General features: G+C 73.6%; 18 protein-coding genes and 2 pseudogenes. 7 read left to right on the plus strand and 13 right to left on the minus strand.

Features of this window, described 5'->3' with window-relative positions; genetic code table 11:
- Positions 1–26: 26 nt before the first annotated feature.
- Positions 27–1,388 (minus strand): NYN domain-containing protein, encoded by a 1,362-nt coding sequence (locus AC38ZX_RS06590; protein ID WP_426595055.1) that lies wholly within the window; start codon positions 1,386–1,388, stop codon positions 27–29.
- Positions 1,389–1,470: 82 nt separating this feature from the next.
- Between AC38ZX_RS06590 and AC38ZX_RS06595 the strand changes: the two genes are divergently transcribed.
- Positions 1,471–1,812, plus strand: coding sequence for a cupin domain-containing protein (locus tag AC38ZX_RS06595; protein WP_426595056.1), 342 nt, complete (start codon positions 1,471–1,473; stop codon positions 1,810–1,812).
- Between the two features lie 171 nt (positions 1,813–1,983).
- Here the strand turns inward: AC38ZX_RS06595 and AC38ZX_RS06600 are convergent, their stop codons facing one another.
- The 3 genes and pseudogenes from AC38ZX_RS06600 to AC38ZX_RS06610 form a co-directional block, all read right to left on the minus strand.
- A complete protein-coding gene (locus tag AC38ZX_RS06600; protein ID WP_426595057.1) occupies positions 1,984–2,385 on the minus strand; it encodes a RidA family protein in 402 nt (133 codons plus the stop codon).
- A gap of 47 nt (positions 2,386–2,432) precedes the next feature.
- Positions 2,433–3,118, minus strand: a pseudogene (gene mtnN / locus AC38ZX_RS06605) (5'-methylthioadenosine/S-adenosylhomocysteine nucleosidase).
- Positions 3,119–3,147: 29 nt separating this feature from the next.
- Positions 3,148–3,597, minus strand: a complete 450-nt coding sequence (locus AC38ZX_RS06610; RefSeq protein ID WP_491297324.1) for an S-ribosylhomocysteine lyase — start codon at positions 3,595–3,597, stop codon at positions 3,148–3,150.
- Between the two features lie 180 nt (positions 3,598–3,777).
- Between AC38ZX_RS06610 and AC38ZX_RS06615 the strand changes: the two genes are divergently transcribed.
- On the plus strand, positions 3,778–4,257 hold the full coding sequence (locus AC38ZX_RS06615) for an NUDIX hydrolase (protein ID WP_426595059.1): 480 nt from the start codon (positions 3,778–3,780) through the stop codon (positions 4,255–4,257).
- On the opposite strand, the gene AC38ZX_RS06620 is transcribed toward AC38ZX_RS06615, so the two are convergent.
- Positions 4,222–5,106, minus strand: coding sequence for a helix-turn-helix transcriptional regulator (locus AC38ZX_RS06620; protein WP_491296781.1), 885 nt, complete (start codon positions 5,104–5,106; stop codon positions 4,222–4,224). The genes AC38ZX_RS06615 and AC38ZX_RS06620 overlap by 36 nt on opposite strands.
- Positions 5,107–5,207: 101 nt before the next feature.
- On the opposite strand from AC38ZX_RS06620, the gene AC38ZX_RS06625 reads away from it, so the two are divergent.
- Positions 5,208–5,933 (plus strand): SDR family NAD(P)-dependent oxidoreductase, encoded by a 726-nt coding sequence (locus AC38ZX_RS06625; protein WP_426595061.1) that lies wholly within the window; start codon positions 5,208–5,210, stop codon positions 5,931–5,933.
- 18 nt (positions 5,934–5,951) lie between these two features.
- Here the strand turns inward: AC38ZX_RS06625 and AC38ZX_RS06630 are convergent, their stop codons facing one another.
- From AC38ZX_RS06630 to AC38ZX_RS06640, 3 genes are read right to left on the minus strand one after another with little or no spacing between them, the layout of a single operon-like run.
- Positions 5,952–7,007 (minus strand): NAD(P)/FAD-dependent oxidoreductase, encoded by a 1,056-nt coding sequence (locus tag AC38ZX_RS06630; RefSeq protein WP_426595062.1) that lies wholly within the window; start codon positions 7,005–7,007, stop codon positions 5,952–5,954.
- Positions 7,004–7,516 carry an isoprenylcysteine carboxyl methyltransferase family protein gene (locus tag AC38ZX_RS06635; protein WP_491297325.1) on the minus strand — a complete coding sequence of 171 codons (513 nt, stop codon included), beginning with the start codon at positions 7,514–7,516 and terminating at the stop codon, positions 7,004–7,006. The genes AC38ZX_RS06630 and AC38ZX_RS06635 overlap by 4 nt, the downstream gene beginning before the upstream one ends.
- 17 nt (positions 7,517–7,533) lie before the next feature.
- Entirely contained in the window at positions 7,534–8,625 is a 1,092-nt protein-coding gene (locus AC38ZX_RS06640; RefSeq protein WP_426595063.1) for a type III polyketide synthase, read from the minus strand.
- A gap of 106 nt (positions 8,626–8,731) precedes the next feature.
- On the opposite strand from AC38ZX_RS06640, the gene AC38ZX_RS06645 reads away from it, so the two are divergent.
- Positions 8,732–9,589 (plus strand): UbiA family prenyltransferase, encoded by an 858-nt coding sequence (locus tag AC38ZX_RS06645; protein ID WP_426595064.1) that lies wholly within the window; start codon positions 8,732–8,734, stop codon positions 9,587–9,589.
- Positions 9,590–9,690: 101 nt separating this feature from the next.
- Positions 9,691–10,647: an LLM class F420-dependent oxidoreductase gene (locus AC38ZX_RS06650; protein WP_491296783.1), complete on the plus strand. Its 957-nt coding sequence runs from the start codon at positions 9,691–9,693 to the stop codon at positions 10,645–10,647.
- Here the strand turns inward: AC38ZX_RS06650 and AC38ZX_RS06655 are convergent.
- Complete coding sequence (locus AC38ZX_RS06655; protein WP_491296784.1) at positions 10,559–11,182, minus strand: pentapeptide repeat-containing protein; 624 nt, start codon at positions 11,180–11,182, stop codon at positions 10,559–10,561. The genes AC38ZX_RS06650 and AC38ZX_RS06655 overlap by 89 nt on opposite strands.
- Before the next feature lie 404 nt (positions 11,183–11,586).
- Between AC38ZX_RS06655 and AC38ZX_RS06660 the strand changes: the two genes are divergently transcribed.
- Both AC38ZX_RS06660 and AC38ZX_RS06665 read left to right on the plus strand, forming a co-directional pair.
- The gene (locus AC38ZX_RS06660; RefSeq protein ID WP_426595067.1) at positions 11,587–12,207 is read left to right on the plus strand and encodes a ClpP family protease; all 621 of its coding nucleotides are present in this window, start codon (positions 11,587–11,589) and stop codon (positions 12,205–12,207) included.
- Positions 12,207–12,821: a ClpP family protease gene (locus tag AC38ZX_RS06665; RefSeq protein WP_426595068.1), complete on the plus strand. Its 615-nt coding sequence runs from the start codon at positions 12,207–12,209 to the stop codon at positions 12,819–12,821. The genes AC38ZX_RS06660 and AC38ZX_RS06665 overlap by 1 nt, the downstream gene beginning before the upstream one ends.
- Here AC38ZX_RS06665 and AC38ZX_RS06670 read toward each other — a convergent pair.
- The 4 genes and pseudogenes from AC38ZX_RS06670 to AC38ZX_RS06685 all read right to left on the minus strand — a co-directional run bounded on the left by AC38ZX_RS06670 (position 12,758) and on the right by AC38ZX_RS06685 (position 16,466).
- Positions 12,758–13,276 (minus strand): helix-turn-helix domain-containing protein, encoded by a 519-nt coding sequence (locus AC38ZX_RS06670; protein WP_491296785.1) that lies wholly within the window; start codon positions 13,274–13,276, stop codon positions 12,758–12,760. The two genes, AC38ZX_RS06665 and AC38ZX_RS06670, sit on opposite strands and share 64 nt — an antisense overlap.
- Positions 13,277–13,370: 94 nt before the next feature.
- Positions 13,371–14,231: an ABC transporter permease gene (locus AC38ZX_RS06675; protein WP_491296786.1), complete on the minus strand. Its 861-nt coding sequence runs from the start codon at positions 14,229–14,231 to the stop codon at positions 13,371–13,373.
- A pseudogene (locus tag AC38ZX_RS06680) lies at positions 14,218–15,211 on the minus strand (ABC transporter ATP-binding protein). The gene AC38ZX_RS06675 and the pseudogene AC38ZX_RS06680 overlap by 14 nt, the downstream one beginning before the upstream one ends.
- Positions 15,204–16,466: a LolA family protein gene (locus AC38ZX_RS06685; RefSeq protein ID WP_491296787.1), complete on the minus strand. Its 1,263-nt coding sequence runs from the start codon at positions 16,464–16,466 to the stop codon at positions 15,204–15,206. Before AC38ZX_RS06685 ends, AC38ZX_RS06680 begins: the two are co-directional and overlap by 8 nt.
- Between the last annotated feature and the right edge of the window lie 75 nt (positions 16,467–16,541).

The raw sequence follows: 16,541 nt of genomic DNA on the forward strand, positions 1-16,541 counted from the left end.
ACCCGGGCTGCCGACCCGCTGGGCCGCTACGAGAGCAGTCCGCCACCCACCCATTCACGGATCGCCGCGACGTCGCCGGCGCTCAGCTCCATGCGCGCACCGCGGCACAGGCCCACGACGTTGTCGGCCCAGGCCGCCGCCAGGTCCTTGGCCGTCGTCTTCGACGTCAGCTGCTCGCCGCCGTACAGGGTCCCGGAGATGACGAAGTTGACCGTCGAGCGACCCACGGCCGCGCCGGCCTCCTGGCACGCGTTGCGCACACGACGCGAGGTCTCGGCACGATCGAAGGGGTGTGCGGCCAGGTCGGCGGCGAGCGCGGTGAGCAGGACCCGGTAGTTCGTCTCGCTGAGCCCGGGCGTGTCCGTGACGGCCGTGACCTGGCGCTGCAGGGCGCTCGGGTCCTTGTCGGCCTCGGCGACGGCGCCCGGCAGGTCGGCCTCCCCGAAGCGCTTGGGGTCCCAGACGTAGCCCGGGGGGCGCGGCGACGACGCGACCTCGGGAACGTTGCGGGCCAGCCACTGCAGGAACCCGCCCGCGCCGCCCCAGCTGGACCCGGTGAGCGTCGGGTCGGCCTTCTGGGCGGCGCCCGCGACGGCTCCGAGCGTGACCGGTCGGTCGGCCGTGCGCACGCGCTGCAGGATCGCCTTGCGTGCCGCTTCGCTCGCGCCGACGACCGGCTCGGTCCCGGGATCGGGGGCCGGTGGGGCGGCGATCTCCGCGGCTCCGGTGCCACCGCCGTTCCCGGTCCTCTCAGCCTTGTCCGTCGGCCGTCCGCGTCCCTTCGACGACACGGGCGGCGGCGTCCGGGGTGCCTCGACGTTGAGCGTCGACGCGGTGCTGGTGACCAGCTCGGCCAGGTCGTCGGCGGTGATGACGTGGTCGGCGACGGCGCGATAGGCCGCCGCGGCCGGGCTCGCGGTCATGATCGTGACCCGACGGTCGGCCGCCCGGCAGCGCAGCGCCAGGGGAGTGAAGTCGGCGTCGGCCGAGACGATCACGAACTCCTCGTACCGCGTGGGCGCGGCCAGCGCGTCGACGGCGTCGAGCACGAGGTTGATGTCCGCGCTGCTCTTGCCCTGCTGGGTCAGCGACGGGCAGTCGACCACCTGGAACCCCGCCCGCGTGAAGTTGGGCCGGAAGTTCGCGAAGCGCGAGGGGTTGAGGTAGCAGGCGCGGATGAGGAACTTGCGCGTGAAGTCGCCCTCCGAGTCCGTGCCGCTCTCCAGCTCGCTCAACCAGTGCGCCGGGTCGGTCGCGAACGCCTCGGCGGCGGTCGGGTCGAGGCGTTGCAGGCCGATGTAGACGTTGTCGAAGTCGACGAACAGGGCGGTCCGGAACCGGCGACCGGTCTCGGTGCGGTCGGCGGAGGTCATGCTCGATGTGCTCACCTGGTGCATCATCCTCGGTCGGGACCGTCCGCGTCCGCCGCGACGCTCGGCCGGACACCGGTCGGTGCACCAGGATGAACCCATGCACCTGGTCGACACGGCGAGCTCGGGCGGTCCGCAGTTCTACGTCGAGCACCTGCGCGTCCCGTCGATGAGCGTCGGGACCGCCGTGCTGGGCGTGGGCGCGGTCGACAGCCAGCAGCCGCACACGGAAGACGAGATCTACGTCGTCCTGCGCGGCCGTGCCAGGCTCTGGACGCCCTCTCTGACCGTCGACGTGGCCCCGGGGTCCGTCGCGTTCGTGCCGGCGTCGGAGGAGCACCGGTTCGTCGACGTGGTCGACGAGCTCCACGTCCTCGTCGTGTTCGCGCCGGCCGAGTACGGCAACGCCACAGGTCAGCTGCTGCGCGATCCGTCCACCTGATCACGCGTCGGCACCGCGCTCGCCGACGCCGCCTGCACAGTGCGTGGCGGGAAGTCGCGGGGTCGCCAGGCGTCCACCTCGGGTCGACGGCGAGCGGCGACCGTCGACCTGACGTCGACGACCACGCGCGCGTCGTCGCGCAGCCGGCACCGGATCGACTCGCGCACGGGCTCAGGCCGGTCCGACCGCGGCGATCGCGGACACCTCGATGAGGGCGCCCGGGACGCCGAGACCGGCCACGACCGCCGCCGTGACCAGAGGAGGGGCTCCGGGCCCTGCGAGGCGTGGCGCCACCGCGCCGTAGGCCGCGCGCAGGTCGGCGTCTGCGGCGATGAGCACGGTCCACTGCACGACGTCGGCGAGCGACGCGCCGGCCGCCGCCAGGGCGATGCCCACGTTCTCCACCGCGCGGACCGACTGCTCGGCGACGTCGGCCGAGACGACCGCGCCGGTGTCGTCGACGCCGTTCTGGCCGCCGACGTAGATGGTCGTCGCACCCGGTGGCACGACCGCGACGTGGCTGAACGCCGGGCTCACCACGAGTCCGGCCGGTTGCAGACGGGTGATCTCCATGGACCTACCGTCCCACCGACCACTGACAGTGCCGTGTGGACCCCGGGTCAGCGGGCGTGCGCCATGTCCCCGACCGCCAGGCGCCGCAGGACCTCGAGGACGACGGTGGCCGAGCGGTCGGCGGCGTCGTCGACGTGCGTCAGGAAGTCGGTGCCCGCCACGGGACCGCACAGGTCGGAGATGCCCCGCACCGACAGGAACGGCACGCCGTAGAGGTGTGCGGTGTGGGCGAGCGCCGCGGACTCCATGTCGATCGCGACCGCCGTCGGGAACGCGGCCCGGATCCGCTCGACGCGGGTGGCGTCGATGAACGCGTCGCCCGAGAGCACGGTGCCGCTCAGCACACGCAGGTCGACGGACGCGCTGAGCGCCGCCTCGTGGAGCACCAGCTCCGCCTCGTACACCTCGGGCATGCCCGGCACCTGGCCGAGTCGTAACCGAACGCACGGGCGTCGGCGCCCGAGTAGACGTACTCGGAGCCGACCACGACGTCGCCCACCCGGACGTCGAGACCGACGCCGCCGGCGGTGCCCGCGCTGACGACCGCCCGCGGGTGCGTCCCCTGGATCGCCACCGCGGCGGCCGTGGCGGAGTTGACCAGGCCGATGCCGCACTGCACGAGCAGGACCTGCCGGCCGCCGACGGTGAGCAGCCGGTGCTCGGCGTGGCCCATCTGCGTGGGGTCGCCGACGACGTCCGCCCGCGCCATGAAGGGTGCGGACTCGTCGGCCATGGCGGTCACGACGACCGCGTCGACGGCGATCACGCGGTCACCGTGCTCCACTCGCCCCGGGCGGCCAGGAACGTGGCCGCGGCCTGCTGCGCGCCCTCGAGCGTGTGGTTGGCACCCCAGCCGCACTGCACCTCGTTGGCGGCCGGGACCTCGGTCGCCGTCACGATGTCCTCGAGCGTGGCCTGCACGAGGTCGAGCACCTCGTCGTACGTCCAGACCCCCTGCAGGATCAGGTAGAACCCGGTCTGGCAGCCCATCGGCGAGAAGTCGACCACGCGGTCGGAGTGGTTGCGGGAGTGCTCCGCGAACAGGTGCTCGAGCGAGTGCACCGTCGGCATCTCGAGGTGGGCCACGTTCGGCTGCGTGAACCGGATGTCGTACTTGCTCGCGTCCCCGGCGGGGAGCCGCTTGGTGTCTGCGAGCCGGACGTAGGGCGCGACGACGGTGCGGTGGTCGAGGTTGAACGACTCGACGTTCATGCGGGGCTGGTTCACGGCAGTGGTCCTTCGGTGCTCGGCGGAGCGTCCATTGTCCCCTCTCTGGGGGTCTGCCGCGTCGTCCAGGAGCGCTGCGCGAGTGATCTGCGTCGCGCGACGCGGCAGGTCGTCGAGCCCGTCGGGTCCGCGAGGCACGCCCGGCGGCCTGCCTAGGATCTGCCCATGGCGACCCCTCCCTTCGTCCTCGACCTGCGCGCCGGTGTCGGGCACCACCTCCTCTGGCTGTCGGGCGTGACGGCCGTCGTCCTGCGCGGCCCGGCCGGGCGTGCCGAGGTGCTCCTGGTGCGACGCGCCGACTCCGGGGCGTGGACGCCCGTGACCGGCATCATCGACCCCGGCGAGCAGCCGGCCGTCGCGGCGGCTCGCGAGGTGCTGGAGGAGGCGTCCGTCGTCGCTGTGCCGGAGCGGTTGGCCTGGGTCAACACGCTGGCGCCGATGGAGTACGAGAACGGTGACCGGGCCCAGTACCTCGACCTGACCTTCCGGTTCCGGTGGGTGTCGGGGGAGCCGACGCCGGGGGACGACGAGAACACGGAGGCCGCGTTCTTCGCCCTGGACGCGCTGCCGCCCGTGTCGCAGGAGATGCGCACGCGGATCGAGCGGGCGCTACGACCCGACGGGCCGGCCGACTTCGAGTTCTGAGCCGTCCATCCACTGCGTCCCCAGCACCCGCAGGAGCGCGAGGGACTCGGCCTCCGGTGAGCCCGGCTCGGCGGAGTAGACGATCACCGTCTGGTCGCAGTCGAGCACGTGCAGCGAGTCGCAGTCGAGCGTGATCGGCCCGAGGCTCGGGTGCTCGATCGTCTTGCGCGTCATCCGCCACGCACCGGGTCCGCCGGTGCGCCAGAGCTCGTCGAACGCCGGGCTGCCTCGGCGCAGCTCGGACACGAGATCGCGGACGCCGGGGTCGTCGGGGTAGCGGGCCGCCGTCGCGCGCAGGCTGGCCACGGACTGCGCCGCCGTCTCGGCGTGCTCCTCCTGCGACATGGCCACGCGACTGCGCCGCGGGTCGGGGGTGCCGAGGAACCTCTGCCACGTGGTGTTCCGCTGGCGACGAGGGACGACCGACCAGTCGCCGAGCAGGGCAGACGCCATCGCGTTCCAGGCCAGGATGTCGGCCCGCGCGCTCAGCACCATGGTCGGGAGGTCGGAGAGCCGGTCGAGCAGGCGCTGGACGCTCGGGCGCACGTGCTCGTCGACGCGGCCCGGCAGCGGGGGCGGGCTGCCGGCCAGGTGGAACAGCTCGTCGCGGGCATCGTCGTCCAGCCGCAGCGCGCGAGCGAGCGACGCGAGAACCTGGGTGGAGGGCTGCGGCCCGCGCCCCTGCTCCAGGCGCACCACGTAGTCGACGCTGACGCCGGCCAGCTGCGCCACCTCCTCGCGACGGAGGCCGATGACGCGGCGACGGCCGCCGGCGGGCAGCCCGACGTCCTGCGGGGTCAGTGCGGTACGCGCTCGGACGAGCACGCGTGCCAGCTCGGGTCGGTCCATGGTCCCAGGATGCCCTCTGGGCGGACGCGCAGCCTGGGACCGCCGGTCCTAGGGTCCGCCCGTCCTGGTACGCGTGTGTCGCTCGGGTCAGGGTGGGACGCATGACAACAGAGACCACCACCAGCACCACCGTCGCGCTGGTCACCGGCGCCACCCAGGGCATCGGCCGCGAGACCGTGCGCCGCCTCGCCGCGCTCGGGTGGACCGTCTGGCTCGGCGCGCGGGACGTCGAGCGGGGCGCGGTCGTCGCCGCCGAGATTCCCGGCGACGTCCGCGTCCTCGCCCTCGACGTCTACCAGGACGCGTCCGTCGCGGCCGCCGCGGCCATCGTCGAGCAGGAGTCCGGCCGGCTCGACGTGCTGGTCAACAACGCAGGCGTCCCGGGCGGCTTCCTGCCACCGCGGGAGACCGTCGCGGCGGACTTCGTGCCGGTCTTCGGTGTGAACGTCCTCGGGCCGGTGCGCACCACGCACGCGTTCCTGCCGCTGCTGGACCGCTCGTCGCAACCCCGGATCGTCAACGTCTCCAGCGGCATGGGCTCGTTCGGGATCACGACGGACTCGGCCCGGTTCGAGTCGACGCTGCACGCGATCACGTATCCGTCGTCCAAGGCCGCGCTCAACATGATCACGTCGCAGTACGCCAAGGCGCTGACCGGCTTCCAGGTCAGCGCGGTCGACCCGGGCTACACCTCGACCGGGCTGAACGGCTTCCGCGGGCCGCAGACCGTGGAGCAGGGCGCCGAGGCGACCGTCCGGGCGGCCACTGTGGAGCCCGGAGCGCCGACCGGGACGTTCACGGACGCGGCCGGCCCGGTGCCCTGGTAGTCGGCGGGGCTCGGACGGTCAGCGGGCGAGGCGCTCGACGATCCCGCCGTACAGGCCGGGCGCGGCGGCGGCGAGCGGCACGATGCTGCGCCGCAGCGGCGACCCGGCGGCCGCGACCAGGCCGCTGGTGATCAGCCGGTAGTCGCGGGTGGCGGCGGTCCACGCCTTCTCGTACTCGGCCGACGAGCGGTCGACGTCGGGTCCGAGCGTGCGCACGGCCGCGGTCGCCTGGGCGAGCCCGACGCGGACCCCCTCACCCGTCAGCGCGTCGACGTAGCCCGACGCGTCGCCGACGAGCCGCACGCGACCGGCCGTGCGCGCGCTGGTCCGCTGGAGCAGCGGGCCGGCGCCGCGCGGCGGTCCCAGGGTCGGTGCCGCGCCGAGGTGCCGACGCAGGTCCGGGAAGGAGTCGAGGCTTCGGTCGTAGTCGTGGTGCGGCGGCCCGAGCAGGGCGACGCCGACGACATCGGGGGCGACCGGTGTCACGTAGGCCTCGACGTGCCGGCCCCAGTGCACCTCGACCAGGTCGGTCCACGGAGCCACCCGGTAGTGGCGCCGGATGCCGTAGCGGCGGCGGTGCGCAGCCCTGGCCGGCCGGTCGAGCCCGAGCTGGCGACGGACCGTCGAGTGCAGGCCGTCGCACGCCATCAGCCACGCCGCGCGGATGCCGGCGGCTGTGACCGACCCGGCGTCCTGCGCGACGGTGTCCACCTTGCCGGCGAGCACCTCCACCCCGAGCTCCTCGGCCCGGATCGCCAGCGCGAGGTGCAGCGCGGTACGCCGGACTCCGAGGCCGGTGGCGCCCGTGAAGAGGTGATCGGCCGCGCGGTCGCCGGAGAGGTACCGGATCCCGGTCAGCGGGTGCCCCGCCGGGTGCACACCGAGGCGCGCGAGCGCGGCCACGGCGCCCGGCATCAGGCCCTCGCCGCAGGCCTTGTCGATCGGCGTGGTGCGCGGCTCGACGACGACCGTCCGCAGTCCCGCCAGACGCGCCTCGATGGCCACGGCGAGCCCGACCGGCCCACCCCCGGCCACCAGGACGTCGACGTCCGGTCGGGTCCGGGCACCGCTCACACGGGCGCCTGGGCCGGCGACGCCACGGACCGCAGCGCGCGCTCCTCGGCGGGGATGCGGAAGCCGAGCAGCAGGATCGCGTTGAGCACCGTGAAGGCCAGCGCCGTGACCCAGGCGGTGTGCACGAGGGGCAGCGCGGCACCCTCGACGGCGACGGCCACGTAGTTGGGGTGCCGGAGCAGCCGGTAGGGCCCGCGCCGCACGAGCGCGACGCCGGGGACCACGATGATGCGGGTGTTCCACAGGTTGCCGAGCGTCGCGATGCACCACCAGCGCAGTCCCTGGGAGGCCAGGACCAGGGCGAACGCGGTCCAGCCGAGCGCGGGCAGGAAGGGCCGGTCGGCCACCTGCACCTCCACCAGACAGGCGACGAGCAGACCCGTGTGCAGGGCGACCATGGGCGGGTAGTGGCGCTGCCCGGTCTCGACACCGCCGTGTGCGAACGCCCAGGTCGCGTGACGCTTCGCGACGACCAGCTCGGCCAGGCGCTCGACGCCCACGGCGAGCATCAGCAGCGTGTACCAGGTCACGGCGCCCCCACCGGGCGACCGTCCGGTGTGCTCTCGGGCCAGCGCAGCAGGACGACCTCGGCGCAGACACCGGGACCGAACGCGAACAGGACCCCGACCGATCCGGGCAGCTGACCGCCGACGGCGAGCTCGTCGGCGAGCACGTGCAGCACGCCCGACGACGACAGGTTCCCCGCGCGCGCCAACGACGCCCAGCTGGCCGCCAACGCCTCGTCGGGGAGCCCGAGCGCCCGTGCGGCGGACTCCAGGATCCGCGGGCCGCCGGTGTGCGCCACCCACGTCCCGACGTCGCTGACCTTCAGCTGGTGCGCGGCGAGCAGGTCGGCCACGTCGTCGCCGAGGTGCTCCTCGACGATGTCCGCCATGCTCGGGGACAGGACGATCCGGAACCCGCTGCCGCCGATGTCCCAGCCGAGCTGGTCGAGGGTGTCGGGGTAGAGCGCACTGCGGGTGCCGACCACCTCCACGCCCGGCTCGGACCGGTCTGCGCCCACCATGACGACCGCCGACGCGCCGTCCCCGAACAGCCCGCTGGAGACGATGTTGGCCATCGACGCGTCGCCGTGCTGCAGCGTCAGCGAGCAGAGCTCGACCGAGACCAGCAGCGCGACGTCGTGGGGGTGGCCCAGGAGGTAGTCGCGCACCCGCGCGATCCCGGCCGCGCCGCCCACGCAGCCCAGCCCGAAGACGGGGACGTGCTTGACGTCGGCGCGCATGCCGAGCCGATCGGCCAGCATCACGTCGACCGACGGGGCGCCGATGCCGGTCACCGACGTGAAGAGCAGGTAGTCGACGTCGGTCGCGGTCAGGCCGGCGTCGGCGAGCGCCCGCCGTGTCGCCTTCGCCGCAAGGTCGGTGGCCACCCGCAGGAACGTGTCGTTGGTCCGCTGGAACGTCGTGAGGTTCGCGTAGTCCTCGAGGGCGAGCGCGTGGTGCCGCGTCTCGATGCCCTCGGCGCCGTGCACGCGGCGGATGGCCGGCCAGAGGCGCTGGTCGGCGGTCAGCAGCGGGGCGAGCACGTCGGCGATCTCCGCCTGGGCATGGACGTGCTCCGGCAGGACGGCGGCGACCGAGGCGATTCGCACCATTCGCGCATCGTGTCACGTGGGTGGTGCCGCCCGCTTCCGGCGGCTGCCCGGCGTGTGCGGGCCGGACGGGACCTGCGACGATGGCGGACCGGAGCAAGGGAGCGTGATGGTCGACGATCTGCGGCGTGCGGGACCCGTCCGCGTGCGCGATCTCGCTGCGGCCTGTCACCCCGGACCGACGGTCGCGGTGACCGCGTTCGCCGTCGCCATGGCCGGCGGAGCGGATGCGCCTGCACGCACGACCGTCCTGGTCGGAGCGGCCATCCTGACCGGGCAGCTGTCGGTCGGCTGGTCGAACGACTGGATCGACGCGGCCCGCGACGCGGAGGTCGGTCGCACCGACAAGCCCGTCGGCGCCGGCCGGCTGTCCGTCTCCGCGGTGCGCACGGCGGCCCTCGTCGCGCTCGCGGCCTGCGTCGTCTTCTCGATGTCGCTCGGCTGGCGTGCCGGGCTCGTGCACCTGGCGACGGTCGCGTCGGCGTGGTCGTACAACCTCCGGCTGAAGAGCACGCTCTGGTCGTGGGCGCCCTACGCGTTCTCGTTCGGCTTCCTGCCGCTGGCCATCGCCCTCGCGCTGCCGGGCCACCCGCTCGCCGCGTGGTGGGCGGTGCTCGGTGGCGCGCTGCTCGGCGTCGGGGCGCACGGCGCCAACGTGGTCCCGGACCTGCAGGACGACCGCGCGACGGGCGTGCGCGGCCTGCCGCACCGGCTCGGGGGTACGGCCACCAGCATCGGGTCGGCCGGGGCGCTGGTCGCGGCGACCCTCCTCGTCGTCCTCGCGCCGCCGGGGGACCCGTCCGCCGGCTCGGCGGTGGCGCTGGTGGTCGCCCTCGGCCTGACGATCCTGGGCACGACGGTCGCGCTGAACGGGGGCCGCAGCCGCCTGCCGTTCAACGCAGCGATCGCCGTGGCCGCGGTCGACGTCGTCCTGCTCGTGCTCTCGGACTGGGTGGTCCCGCGCTGAACCGGCTGCCCGCGAGCCGGTGACGGACCTCCACCGGTTGACTTCGAGCGCACTCGAAGGGGCACGCTGGCGGTAACGGTTCTTCGTCGAAGGAGTCTCTCGTGCGCGTCGGCATCCACCTCATGCGGTACGACTCCGTGCCGTCGTCGGCCCTGCGTCAGGAGCTGGCGGACACCGCCGTCGCGGCCGAAGAGGCAGGCGTCTCCTGGGTGTCGGTGATGGACCACTACTTCCAGATGATGCGCGCCGGCTTCCCGCGCGAGGACCCGATGCTCGAGGCGTACACGACGCTGGGTTACCTCGCGGGCGTGACGTCTCAGGTGCAGCTGGGTGTGCTGGTGACCGGTGTGACGTACCGCCGCCCGGGCCTGCTGGCCAAGATCGTCGCCACCCTCGACGTGCTCAGCGGCGGGCGGGCCACCCTCGGGCTCGGTGCCGCCTGGTACGAGGAGGAGCACCAGGCGTTCGGCGTCCCGTATCCGCCGCTGTCGGAGCGCTTCGAGCGGCTCGAGGAGACGCTGCAGATCTGCGCCCAGATGTTCGACCCGACGACCAACGGGCCGTACGCCGGCACGCACTACCAGCTCGCCGAGACGCTCTGCTCGCCGCTGCCGCTGCACAAGCCCGAGGTGCTGATCGGCGGATCGGGAGAGCGCAAGACGTTGCGGCTCGTGGCGCAGTACGGCGACGCGTGCAACCTGTTCGCCACCACGCCGCAGGACATCGCCCACAAGCTCGAGGTGCTGCGCGGGCACTGTGCCGACGTCGGCCGCGACCCGGCCGAGATCCGCGTGACCATGCTGCACGGCGGCGACGCGCTGCTGGCAGGCGACGTGGCGGCGTTCGTCGCGGACCTCACGCCCTATGCCGCGCTCGGCGTCGAGAGCGTGATCCTGCGCCCGCCGGCCACCAGCCTGTCGGCGTGGGTCCGCGACACGGTCGCGCCCGCGGTGCCGAGGCTGGCGGGCTCTAGCGCCAGTGCGCCGGCGCGGCGCCGAGACGGCCCGGCAGGCGTGTCTGTTCGTCGCCCCGCGCCGAGGCGACCTGGCTCGGCGTGACGAAGAAGGCCGTCGACAGGTCGGCGCCCCGCAGGTCGGCGCCGCGCAGGTCCGCGCCGAGCAGGTCGGCGAGCCGCAGGTCCGCGCCGCGCAGGTCCGCGCCCAGCAGGCTCGCACCGCGCAGGTCGGCGGCGTGCAGGTCGGTCAGGCACCGACCGGCCAGGTCGTCGCGGCGATGACTCGGCCCGGGCTCGCGGGCGAGCGCCACCACCCGCTCCAGGATCGGGCCGACGAGCCCGGGGAGCGCCAGTGGATCGATCGAGCGCAGGGCGCCGAGGTCGTCGGCGATCGCGGAGAAGTCGTCGACCAGTGCGCGCAGCTCGTCGACGAGTGCGCGCAGCTCGGCGTGCACCGGTGCGGCCGCGGCGACCTCCAGCGCCTCGGTGAGGTACCAGAGCAGCTCGTGCACGCTCTGCGCGGCCCAGAAGTCCGCGAACATGTCGCTCGCGATCGACGGGTCGTCGCGCCAGCCCGCCCGGCGTAGTGGTCCTGCGTCACCTTCTGGCCGGCGCCGAAGCACTCGTAGACGGTGCACCCCGACATCCCGCGTTCGCGCAGGTGCGGGTGGATGCCGCAGCGGTAGTCGCCGGCCAGGTTCTGACACGGGCTGCCCGGGCGCTTGTCGAACGCGAACGCCGAGGACCGCGTGAAGCCCGGCGCCACGCAGCACAGCCCGACGCAGCGGGCGCAGTCCGACCGCAGCTCGAGCAGCGGCCGCTCAGCCGACGGGTCGGACGTGGCCGTGTCGCTCGTTCGCCCCGGTTCGCCGGTCGGCCCGTGCTCGCTCCTCATCCCCGCAGTCTGGGGGCCGACGGACCCCGAGGGCCAGCGCGTCGGCCGTCTGCCCGTGGCGGATCTGCCGACGGCAGACCACGGACCGTCCGGGGCATCGCGCGTGCGACGGTCGATGGGTCGGCACGCCACCACCGGAGGTTTCCCATGCACCCCACAGCCCGCACCGCCGCCCCGCCCACCCTTCGCCCGTTCGACGACGACCTCGCCGGCCGCCTCCTGCACCAGCGGATCGTGGTGCTCGGTCAGGAGGTCGACGACGCGGTCGCCAACCGCGTCTGCGCCCAGCTCCTGCTGCTCTCGGCGGAGGATCCCCGGCGCGACATCGCGCTCTACATCAACTCCCCGGGCGGCTCCGTCAGCGCCGCACTCGCCATGTACGACACGATGCGGCTCATCCCCAACGACGTGTCGACCCTGGCCATGGGGCTCGCTGCGAGCGCGGCCCAGTTCCTGCTCAGCGCCGGCACGCCGGGCAAGCGGTACGCCCTGCGGCATGCGCGGGTGCTGATGCACCAGCCGTCGGGCGGGATCGGCGGCACCGCCGTCGACATCGCGATCCAGGCCGAGAACATGGCGCACGTGAAGCGCACGATGCAGTCGCTGACCGCCGAGCACACCGGCCAGTCCGTCGAGACCATCGAGCGTGACGCGGACCGGGACCGCTGGTTCACCGCGACCGAGGCGCTCGAGTACGGGTTCGTCGACAAGGTCGTCGAGCACCTCGACGACGTCCGCCCCGACAGCCCCCGGAAGGTGGGACTGTGATGAGCAGCTACACCATCCCCGTCGTCGTCGAGCAGCGTCCGAACGGCGAACGTGCGTCAGACGTCTACTCGCGGCTGCTCGGCGACCGCATCATCTTCCTGGGCACCGAGATCGACGACGGCGTCGCCAACGTCGTCATCGCGCAGCTCCTGCACCTGCAGTCCGAGAGCCAGGACTCGCCGATCCACCTCTACATCAACTCGCCCGGCGGCTCGATCACCGCGCTGCTGGCCGTCTACGACACCATCCAGTACATCAAGCCGACCGTGGCCACCTTCTGCCTCGGGCAGGCCGCGTCCGCGGCGGCCGTGCTGCTGGCCGCGGGTGCACCGGGCAGCCGGCACGTGCTCGAGCACGCGCGCGTGCTGCTGCACCAGCCGTCGGGGGGCGGCGAGGGGACGGCAGCCGACCTGGAGATCCAGGCGCGGGAGGTGCTGCGGCTGCGCGAGGAGGTCGAGCAGATCCTGCACCGGCACACCGGGCAGCCGCTGGACAAGCTCCGTCTCGACACGGACCGCGACCTGATCCTGACCGCGCAGCAGGCCGTCGACTACGGCGTCGCCGACCGGGTGGTGCGCACGCTCAAGGAGGTTCCGGCGGCGATCGCGGGGTAGGGGCTGCGTGTGGTCGTCGGGTAGCGACGGGTCGTCAGGCGGCCAGGAGGACGGCGTCGAAGCTCGTCGCGGTCCCGAACTCGGCCGCCGACGCCCGGCCCGTCAGCTGTGTCACGGTCGCGAGGCTCGTGGTCGTTGCTCGGCGCGACGAGGTCCGCGGTCCGGGGCGCGGTGAGGTCGACGACCACGCGGCCCTCGGCCCGGGCGAGCTCGGCGTGTGCCGCGCCGACGAGGTCGACCAGGCGCAGCCCGAGCGCCCGGCACACGGCGACCAGGACCTCGGACGACGGTTCCTTGCGTCCGCGCTCGACCTCGGACAGGTAGGCCACCGAGACGCGCGCGCTCTCGGCGACATCCCGCAGGGTCCGTCCCTGGTCCTCCCGGCGGGCCCGCAGGATCGAGCCCACCAGGTGGCGCAGCAGGGGCTCGACGGGCCGGTGCGTGGTGAGCGTCATCGAGGGCCTCCGGGACGTGGATCGGGTCATCGTCACGGTAGCCCGCGATCGCCCGGACAGGGCCGACGATCCTTCTGCCGTCAGCGGACGGCGGCTAGGAGGAGATGTCCGCGGTCGTGAACCGGCTCCACGCGAGCGCACCGAAGATGACCACCCACGCCGCTTGCAGAGCGAGACCCCGACCGAGCGTGCTCCAGTCCGGCTGCAGCCGGAGGAACTCGGCGAAGTCGAGCCAGTGGTGCGTCAGGAGCGCGGGCGCGATCGCGTGCAGCTGCGGGATCTGGTCGAGGACTCCGGAGACGATCGCGACGACGACGGTGGCGGCCATCGCCCCGACCGGCACCTCGGTGAGCGTCGAGAAGAACAGGCCGACGGCGACGAGTCCCGTCATGGACAGCCCGACGTAGCCGACGACCGCCGCGACGCGGACGAGCCCGTCGACCAGCGGCACGGTGGTGCCGGACAGCAGCGTGATGTCGCGCAGCCCGAAGAAGACGGCGCCGGCGACGAAGCCGACGATCGCGATCGCCAGCACGGCCGCACCCGCGAACAGGAGCGCGCCGAGGGCCTTCACGCCGAGCAGCCGGGTCCGCGAGACGGGGACGACCAGCAGGTACCGCAGCGTGCCGGCCGAGGCCTCCCCGGCCACGGAGTCGCCCGACGCGATCCCGATCGTCAGCGGCAGCAGGAACGGCAGGCAGATGAACAGGGCCGCGATCACGAGGAACAGGCCGTTGCCGGTGACGTTGCCGATGAACCCGGGGCCCTGCCCACGCAGCGCGCTGTCGCGGGTGACGAACAGGACCGTGCCGAGCAGCAGCGGGACGAGCGCGAGGCCGACGAGCAGGACGATGTTGCGCCGCCGCCCGAACACCAGCCGCAGCTCGGAGCGGGCGAGGCGCAGCAGGGCACCCGGCTGTGGCATCGGCGGCGCGGCGACCTCAACGAGCGACATCGAAGCCCTCCCCGGTCAGCTCGACGAAGATCTGCTCGAGGTTCGGCCGGCGGACCTCGAGGCCCAGCAGGTCGATGCCGGCATGCACGACCGTCGCCGACACCTTCTCGGGAGGGGTGTCGCCGAGGAGTGCGGCCACCGTCGTCCCGGACACCTCGAGACCGGTCAGGCCGAGGCCGGTGAGCAGCTCGGCGACCACGCCGACGTGCTCCGCGGACGTCTGCACGAGGATGCGGGCGGCACCCCGCGCGGTGAGCTCGCCACGGTCGCCCTGCAGCAGCAGGCGGCCCTGGCCCATGATCCCGACGTGCGAGCACACCTGCTCGATCTCGGCCAGCAGGTGCGACGAGACGAGCACGGTGGTGCCCCGGTCGGCGAGCTTCGCGCACCAGGTGCCGGACCTCGCGGGTGCCCTGCGGGTCCAGCCCGTTGGTCGGCTCGTCGAGGACGAGGAGCTCACGGGGCCGCAGCAGGGCGGCGGCCAGGCCGAGCCGCTGCTTCATGCCGAGCGAGTACTGCCGGTACGGCTTGGTCGCGGCCGCCGACAGGCCGACGCGTTCGAGCGCCTCGTCGCCGCGCTTCCGGGACGAGCGCGGGTCGGCGGTGGCGTCGACGGCGTCGAGACGGGCCAGGTTGGCGCGACCCGTCAGGTACGGGTGGAACGCCGGCCCCTCGACCAGCGCACCGACGCGCGGCAGCACGTCGGCGCCGGACTCGGGCATCCGAGCACCGAGCACGACGGCGTACCCGCTGGTCGGGCGCACGAGGCCGAGCAGCATCCGGATGGTCGTCGTCTTGCCCGAGCCGTTCGGACCCAGGAACCCGTACACGGCGCCGCGAGGGACGCGCAGGTCGATGCCGTCGACGGCGACCTGCCCCGAGCGGAACTGCTTGGTGAGCCCCTCGGTGCGGATCGCGAGGTCGCCCGCGGCCGCACCGGAGGGTGCGGCCGCGGGCGTCGTCGTCGTTCCGTCAGCCACGGGCAAGTGCCTGCAGCGTGTCGCCGGGCACCGCGCCGACGAGCACCCGACCGTCGTCGGTGATCAGCACGGACAGCAGCGCCGAGGTCAGCAGCCGACCCTCAGTGACCTTCGTCGTGAGCTGGTCGTACAGGGCCGACGTGTCGAGCGTGCCGAACGACGACCCGCTGCCCTTCTCGGGTGCGAACTGGTCGTAGAGCTGCTGGGCGCCCTTCGAGTCGAACGTCTTGTTCGGCCCCGCCGATGCCGCGGCGGACGTCGGGTGGCCGGCCAGCAGGCCCGGGACGTCGATGCCGGAGGTCTGGACCACGGAGTCCCACCCCGTGCCGGACACGGTCACACCGTCCGGGACCGTCCCGGGCACCGGTGCCGTGGTCGGCTCGGCGGGCAGGGGGACGACGACCTCCTTGGAGCTGGCGCCGGGCGGGGTGGAGAAGGCGAGCACCGAGTCGGCGGGTGTGCCGAACGTGACGTCGGTGAAGCCGAGCTCGAGCGCCGGGGTCTTCGTGTCGGCGCGGCTCCAGACCTGCAGCCGCAGCGGCGTGCTCGTCTTGGCGTCCACCGCCACCACGATCCTCCCGATCAGGGTGGTCTGGCTCTTCGGGGTCACGACGAGCTGGTAGGCGTCTCGTCCGGCGACCTTCGTCTGGGCGTCCAGCGAGACGGTGGAGAACGCCTTGGCCTGCGTGACGGCCTGCCGCCCCGCCTCGGCGGGCGTCGGCAGGTCACCCTGCACGGGCAGCTGGCCCTCGGCGGCCTTGGCGACGAGGTCGTCGTAGCGCGCGGTGTCCGCGGCGTCGAGGGAGTAGTGGACCACCGCGTCGTCGGTGCTCGAGTACGTCCACGCCTGCGGCCCGTCCTGCACCACCGAGTACTCGGAGGTGTCACCCAGCAGGGCGACGCGGGACCGGTCGGCGCCGTCCGTCCAGACCCGCATGGTGGAGCTGCCGCCGAGGAGTGCCACGGGGTTGGCCCCGGTGGCGTCGCTGAACGGGAGCGCGGGCAGGCCCAGGCGGGCGGTGTAGACGACCGTCCCGGACAGGGGCTGCTGGTGGGCCGCGGCGACCTGCGCCGCCAGTTGCTCGGGTGTGATCGTCGGCAGCCCGGTGGTGTCGGCGCTGGCCAGCAGGGGCGGCGCGGCGAACGCGATGGCCACGGCGACCGCGGCCACCACCGGGACGGCCCAGCGGGCGCGGGTCGAGAGGGTGCGACGGGGTCGTGGATCCGTCGGCTCGGGGATGTGCTGCTCGCTCATGACACAACTGTGCGCCAGGTGCGCTGAGCGGAGCCTGAGAGCGGGTGGGCGCCACGCGTCGGCGCCGGGTGGCAT

It is taken from the genome of Cellulomonas sp. McL0606, assembly GCF_058248365.1.

Excerpts from the sequence above, each read along its gene's own strand:
- AC38ZX_RS06625 (WP_426595061.1), top strand. The coding sequence starts at position 5,208 with ATGACAACAGAGACCACCACCAGCACCACCGTCGCGCTGGTCACCGGC.
- AC38ZX_RS06635 (WP_491297325.1), bottom strand. The coding sequence starts at position 7,516 with ATGCTCGCCGTGGGCGTCGAGCGCCTGGCCGAGCTGGTCGTCGCGAAG.
- AC38ZX_RS06595 (WP_426595056.1), top strand. The coding sequence starts at position 1,471 with ATGCACCTGGTCGACACGGCGAGCTCGGGCGGTCCGCAGTTCTACGTC.
- AC38ZX_RS06600 (WP_426595057.1), bottom strand. The coding sequence starts at position 2,385 with ATGGAGATCACCCGTCTGCAACCGGCCGGACTCGTGGTGAGCCCGGCG.
- AC38ZX_RS06675 (WP_491296786.1), bottom strand. The coding sequence starts at position 14,231 with ATGTCGCTCGTTGAGGTCGCCGCGCCGCCGATGCCACAGCCGGGTGCC.
- AC38ZX_RS06685 (WP_491296787.1), bottom strand. The coding sequence starts at position 16,466 with ATGAGCGAGCAGCACATCCCCGAGCCGACGGATCCACGACCCCGTCGC.
- AC38ZX_RS06665 (WP_426595068.1), top strand. The coding sequence starts at position 12,207 with ATGAGCAGCTACACCATCCCCGTCGTCGTCGAGCAGCGTCCGAACGGC.
- AC38ZX_RS06610 (WP_491297324.1), bottom strand. The coding sequence starts at position 3,597 with ATGAACGTCGAGTCGTTCAACCTCGACCACCGCACCGTCGTCGCGCCC.
- AC38ZX_RS06660 (WP_426595067.1), top strand. The coding sequence starts at position 11,587 with ATGCACCCCACAGCCCGCACCGCCGCCCCGCCCACCCTTCGCCCGTTC.
- AC38ZX_RS06620 (WP_491296781.1), bottom strand. The coding sequence starts at position 5,106 with ATGGACCGACCCGAGCTGGCACGCGTGCTCGTCCGAGCGCGTACCGCA.
- AC38ZX_RS06645 (WP_426595064.1), top strand. The coding sequence starts at position 8,732 with ATGGTCGACGATCTGCGGCGTGCGGGACCCGTCCGCGTGCGCGATCTC.
- AC38ZX_RS06615 (WP_426595059.1), top strand. The coding sequence starts at position 3,778 with ATGGCGACCCCTCCCTTCGTCCTCGACCTGCGCGCCGGTGTCGGGCAC.
- AC38ZX_RS06670 (WP_491296785.1), bottom strand. The coding sequence starts at position 13,276 with ATGACGCTCACCACGCACCGGCCCGTCGAGCCCCTGCTGCGCCACCTG.
- AC38ZX_RS06640 (WP_426595063.1), bottom strand. The coding sequence starts at position 8,625 with ATGGTGCGAATCGCCTCGGTCGCCGCCGTCCTGCCGGAGCACGTCCAT.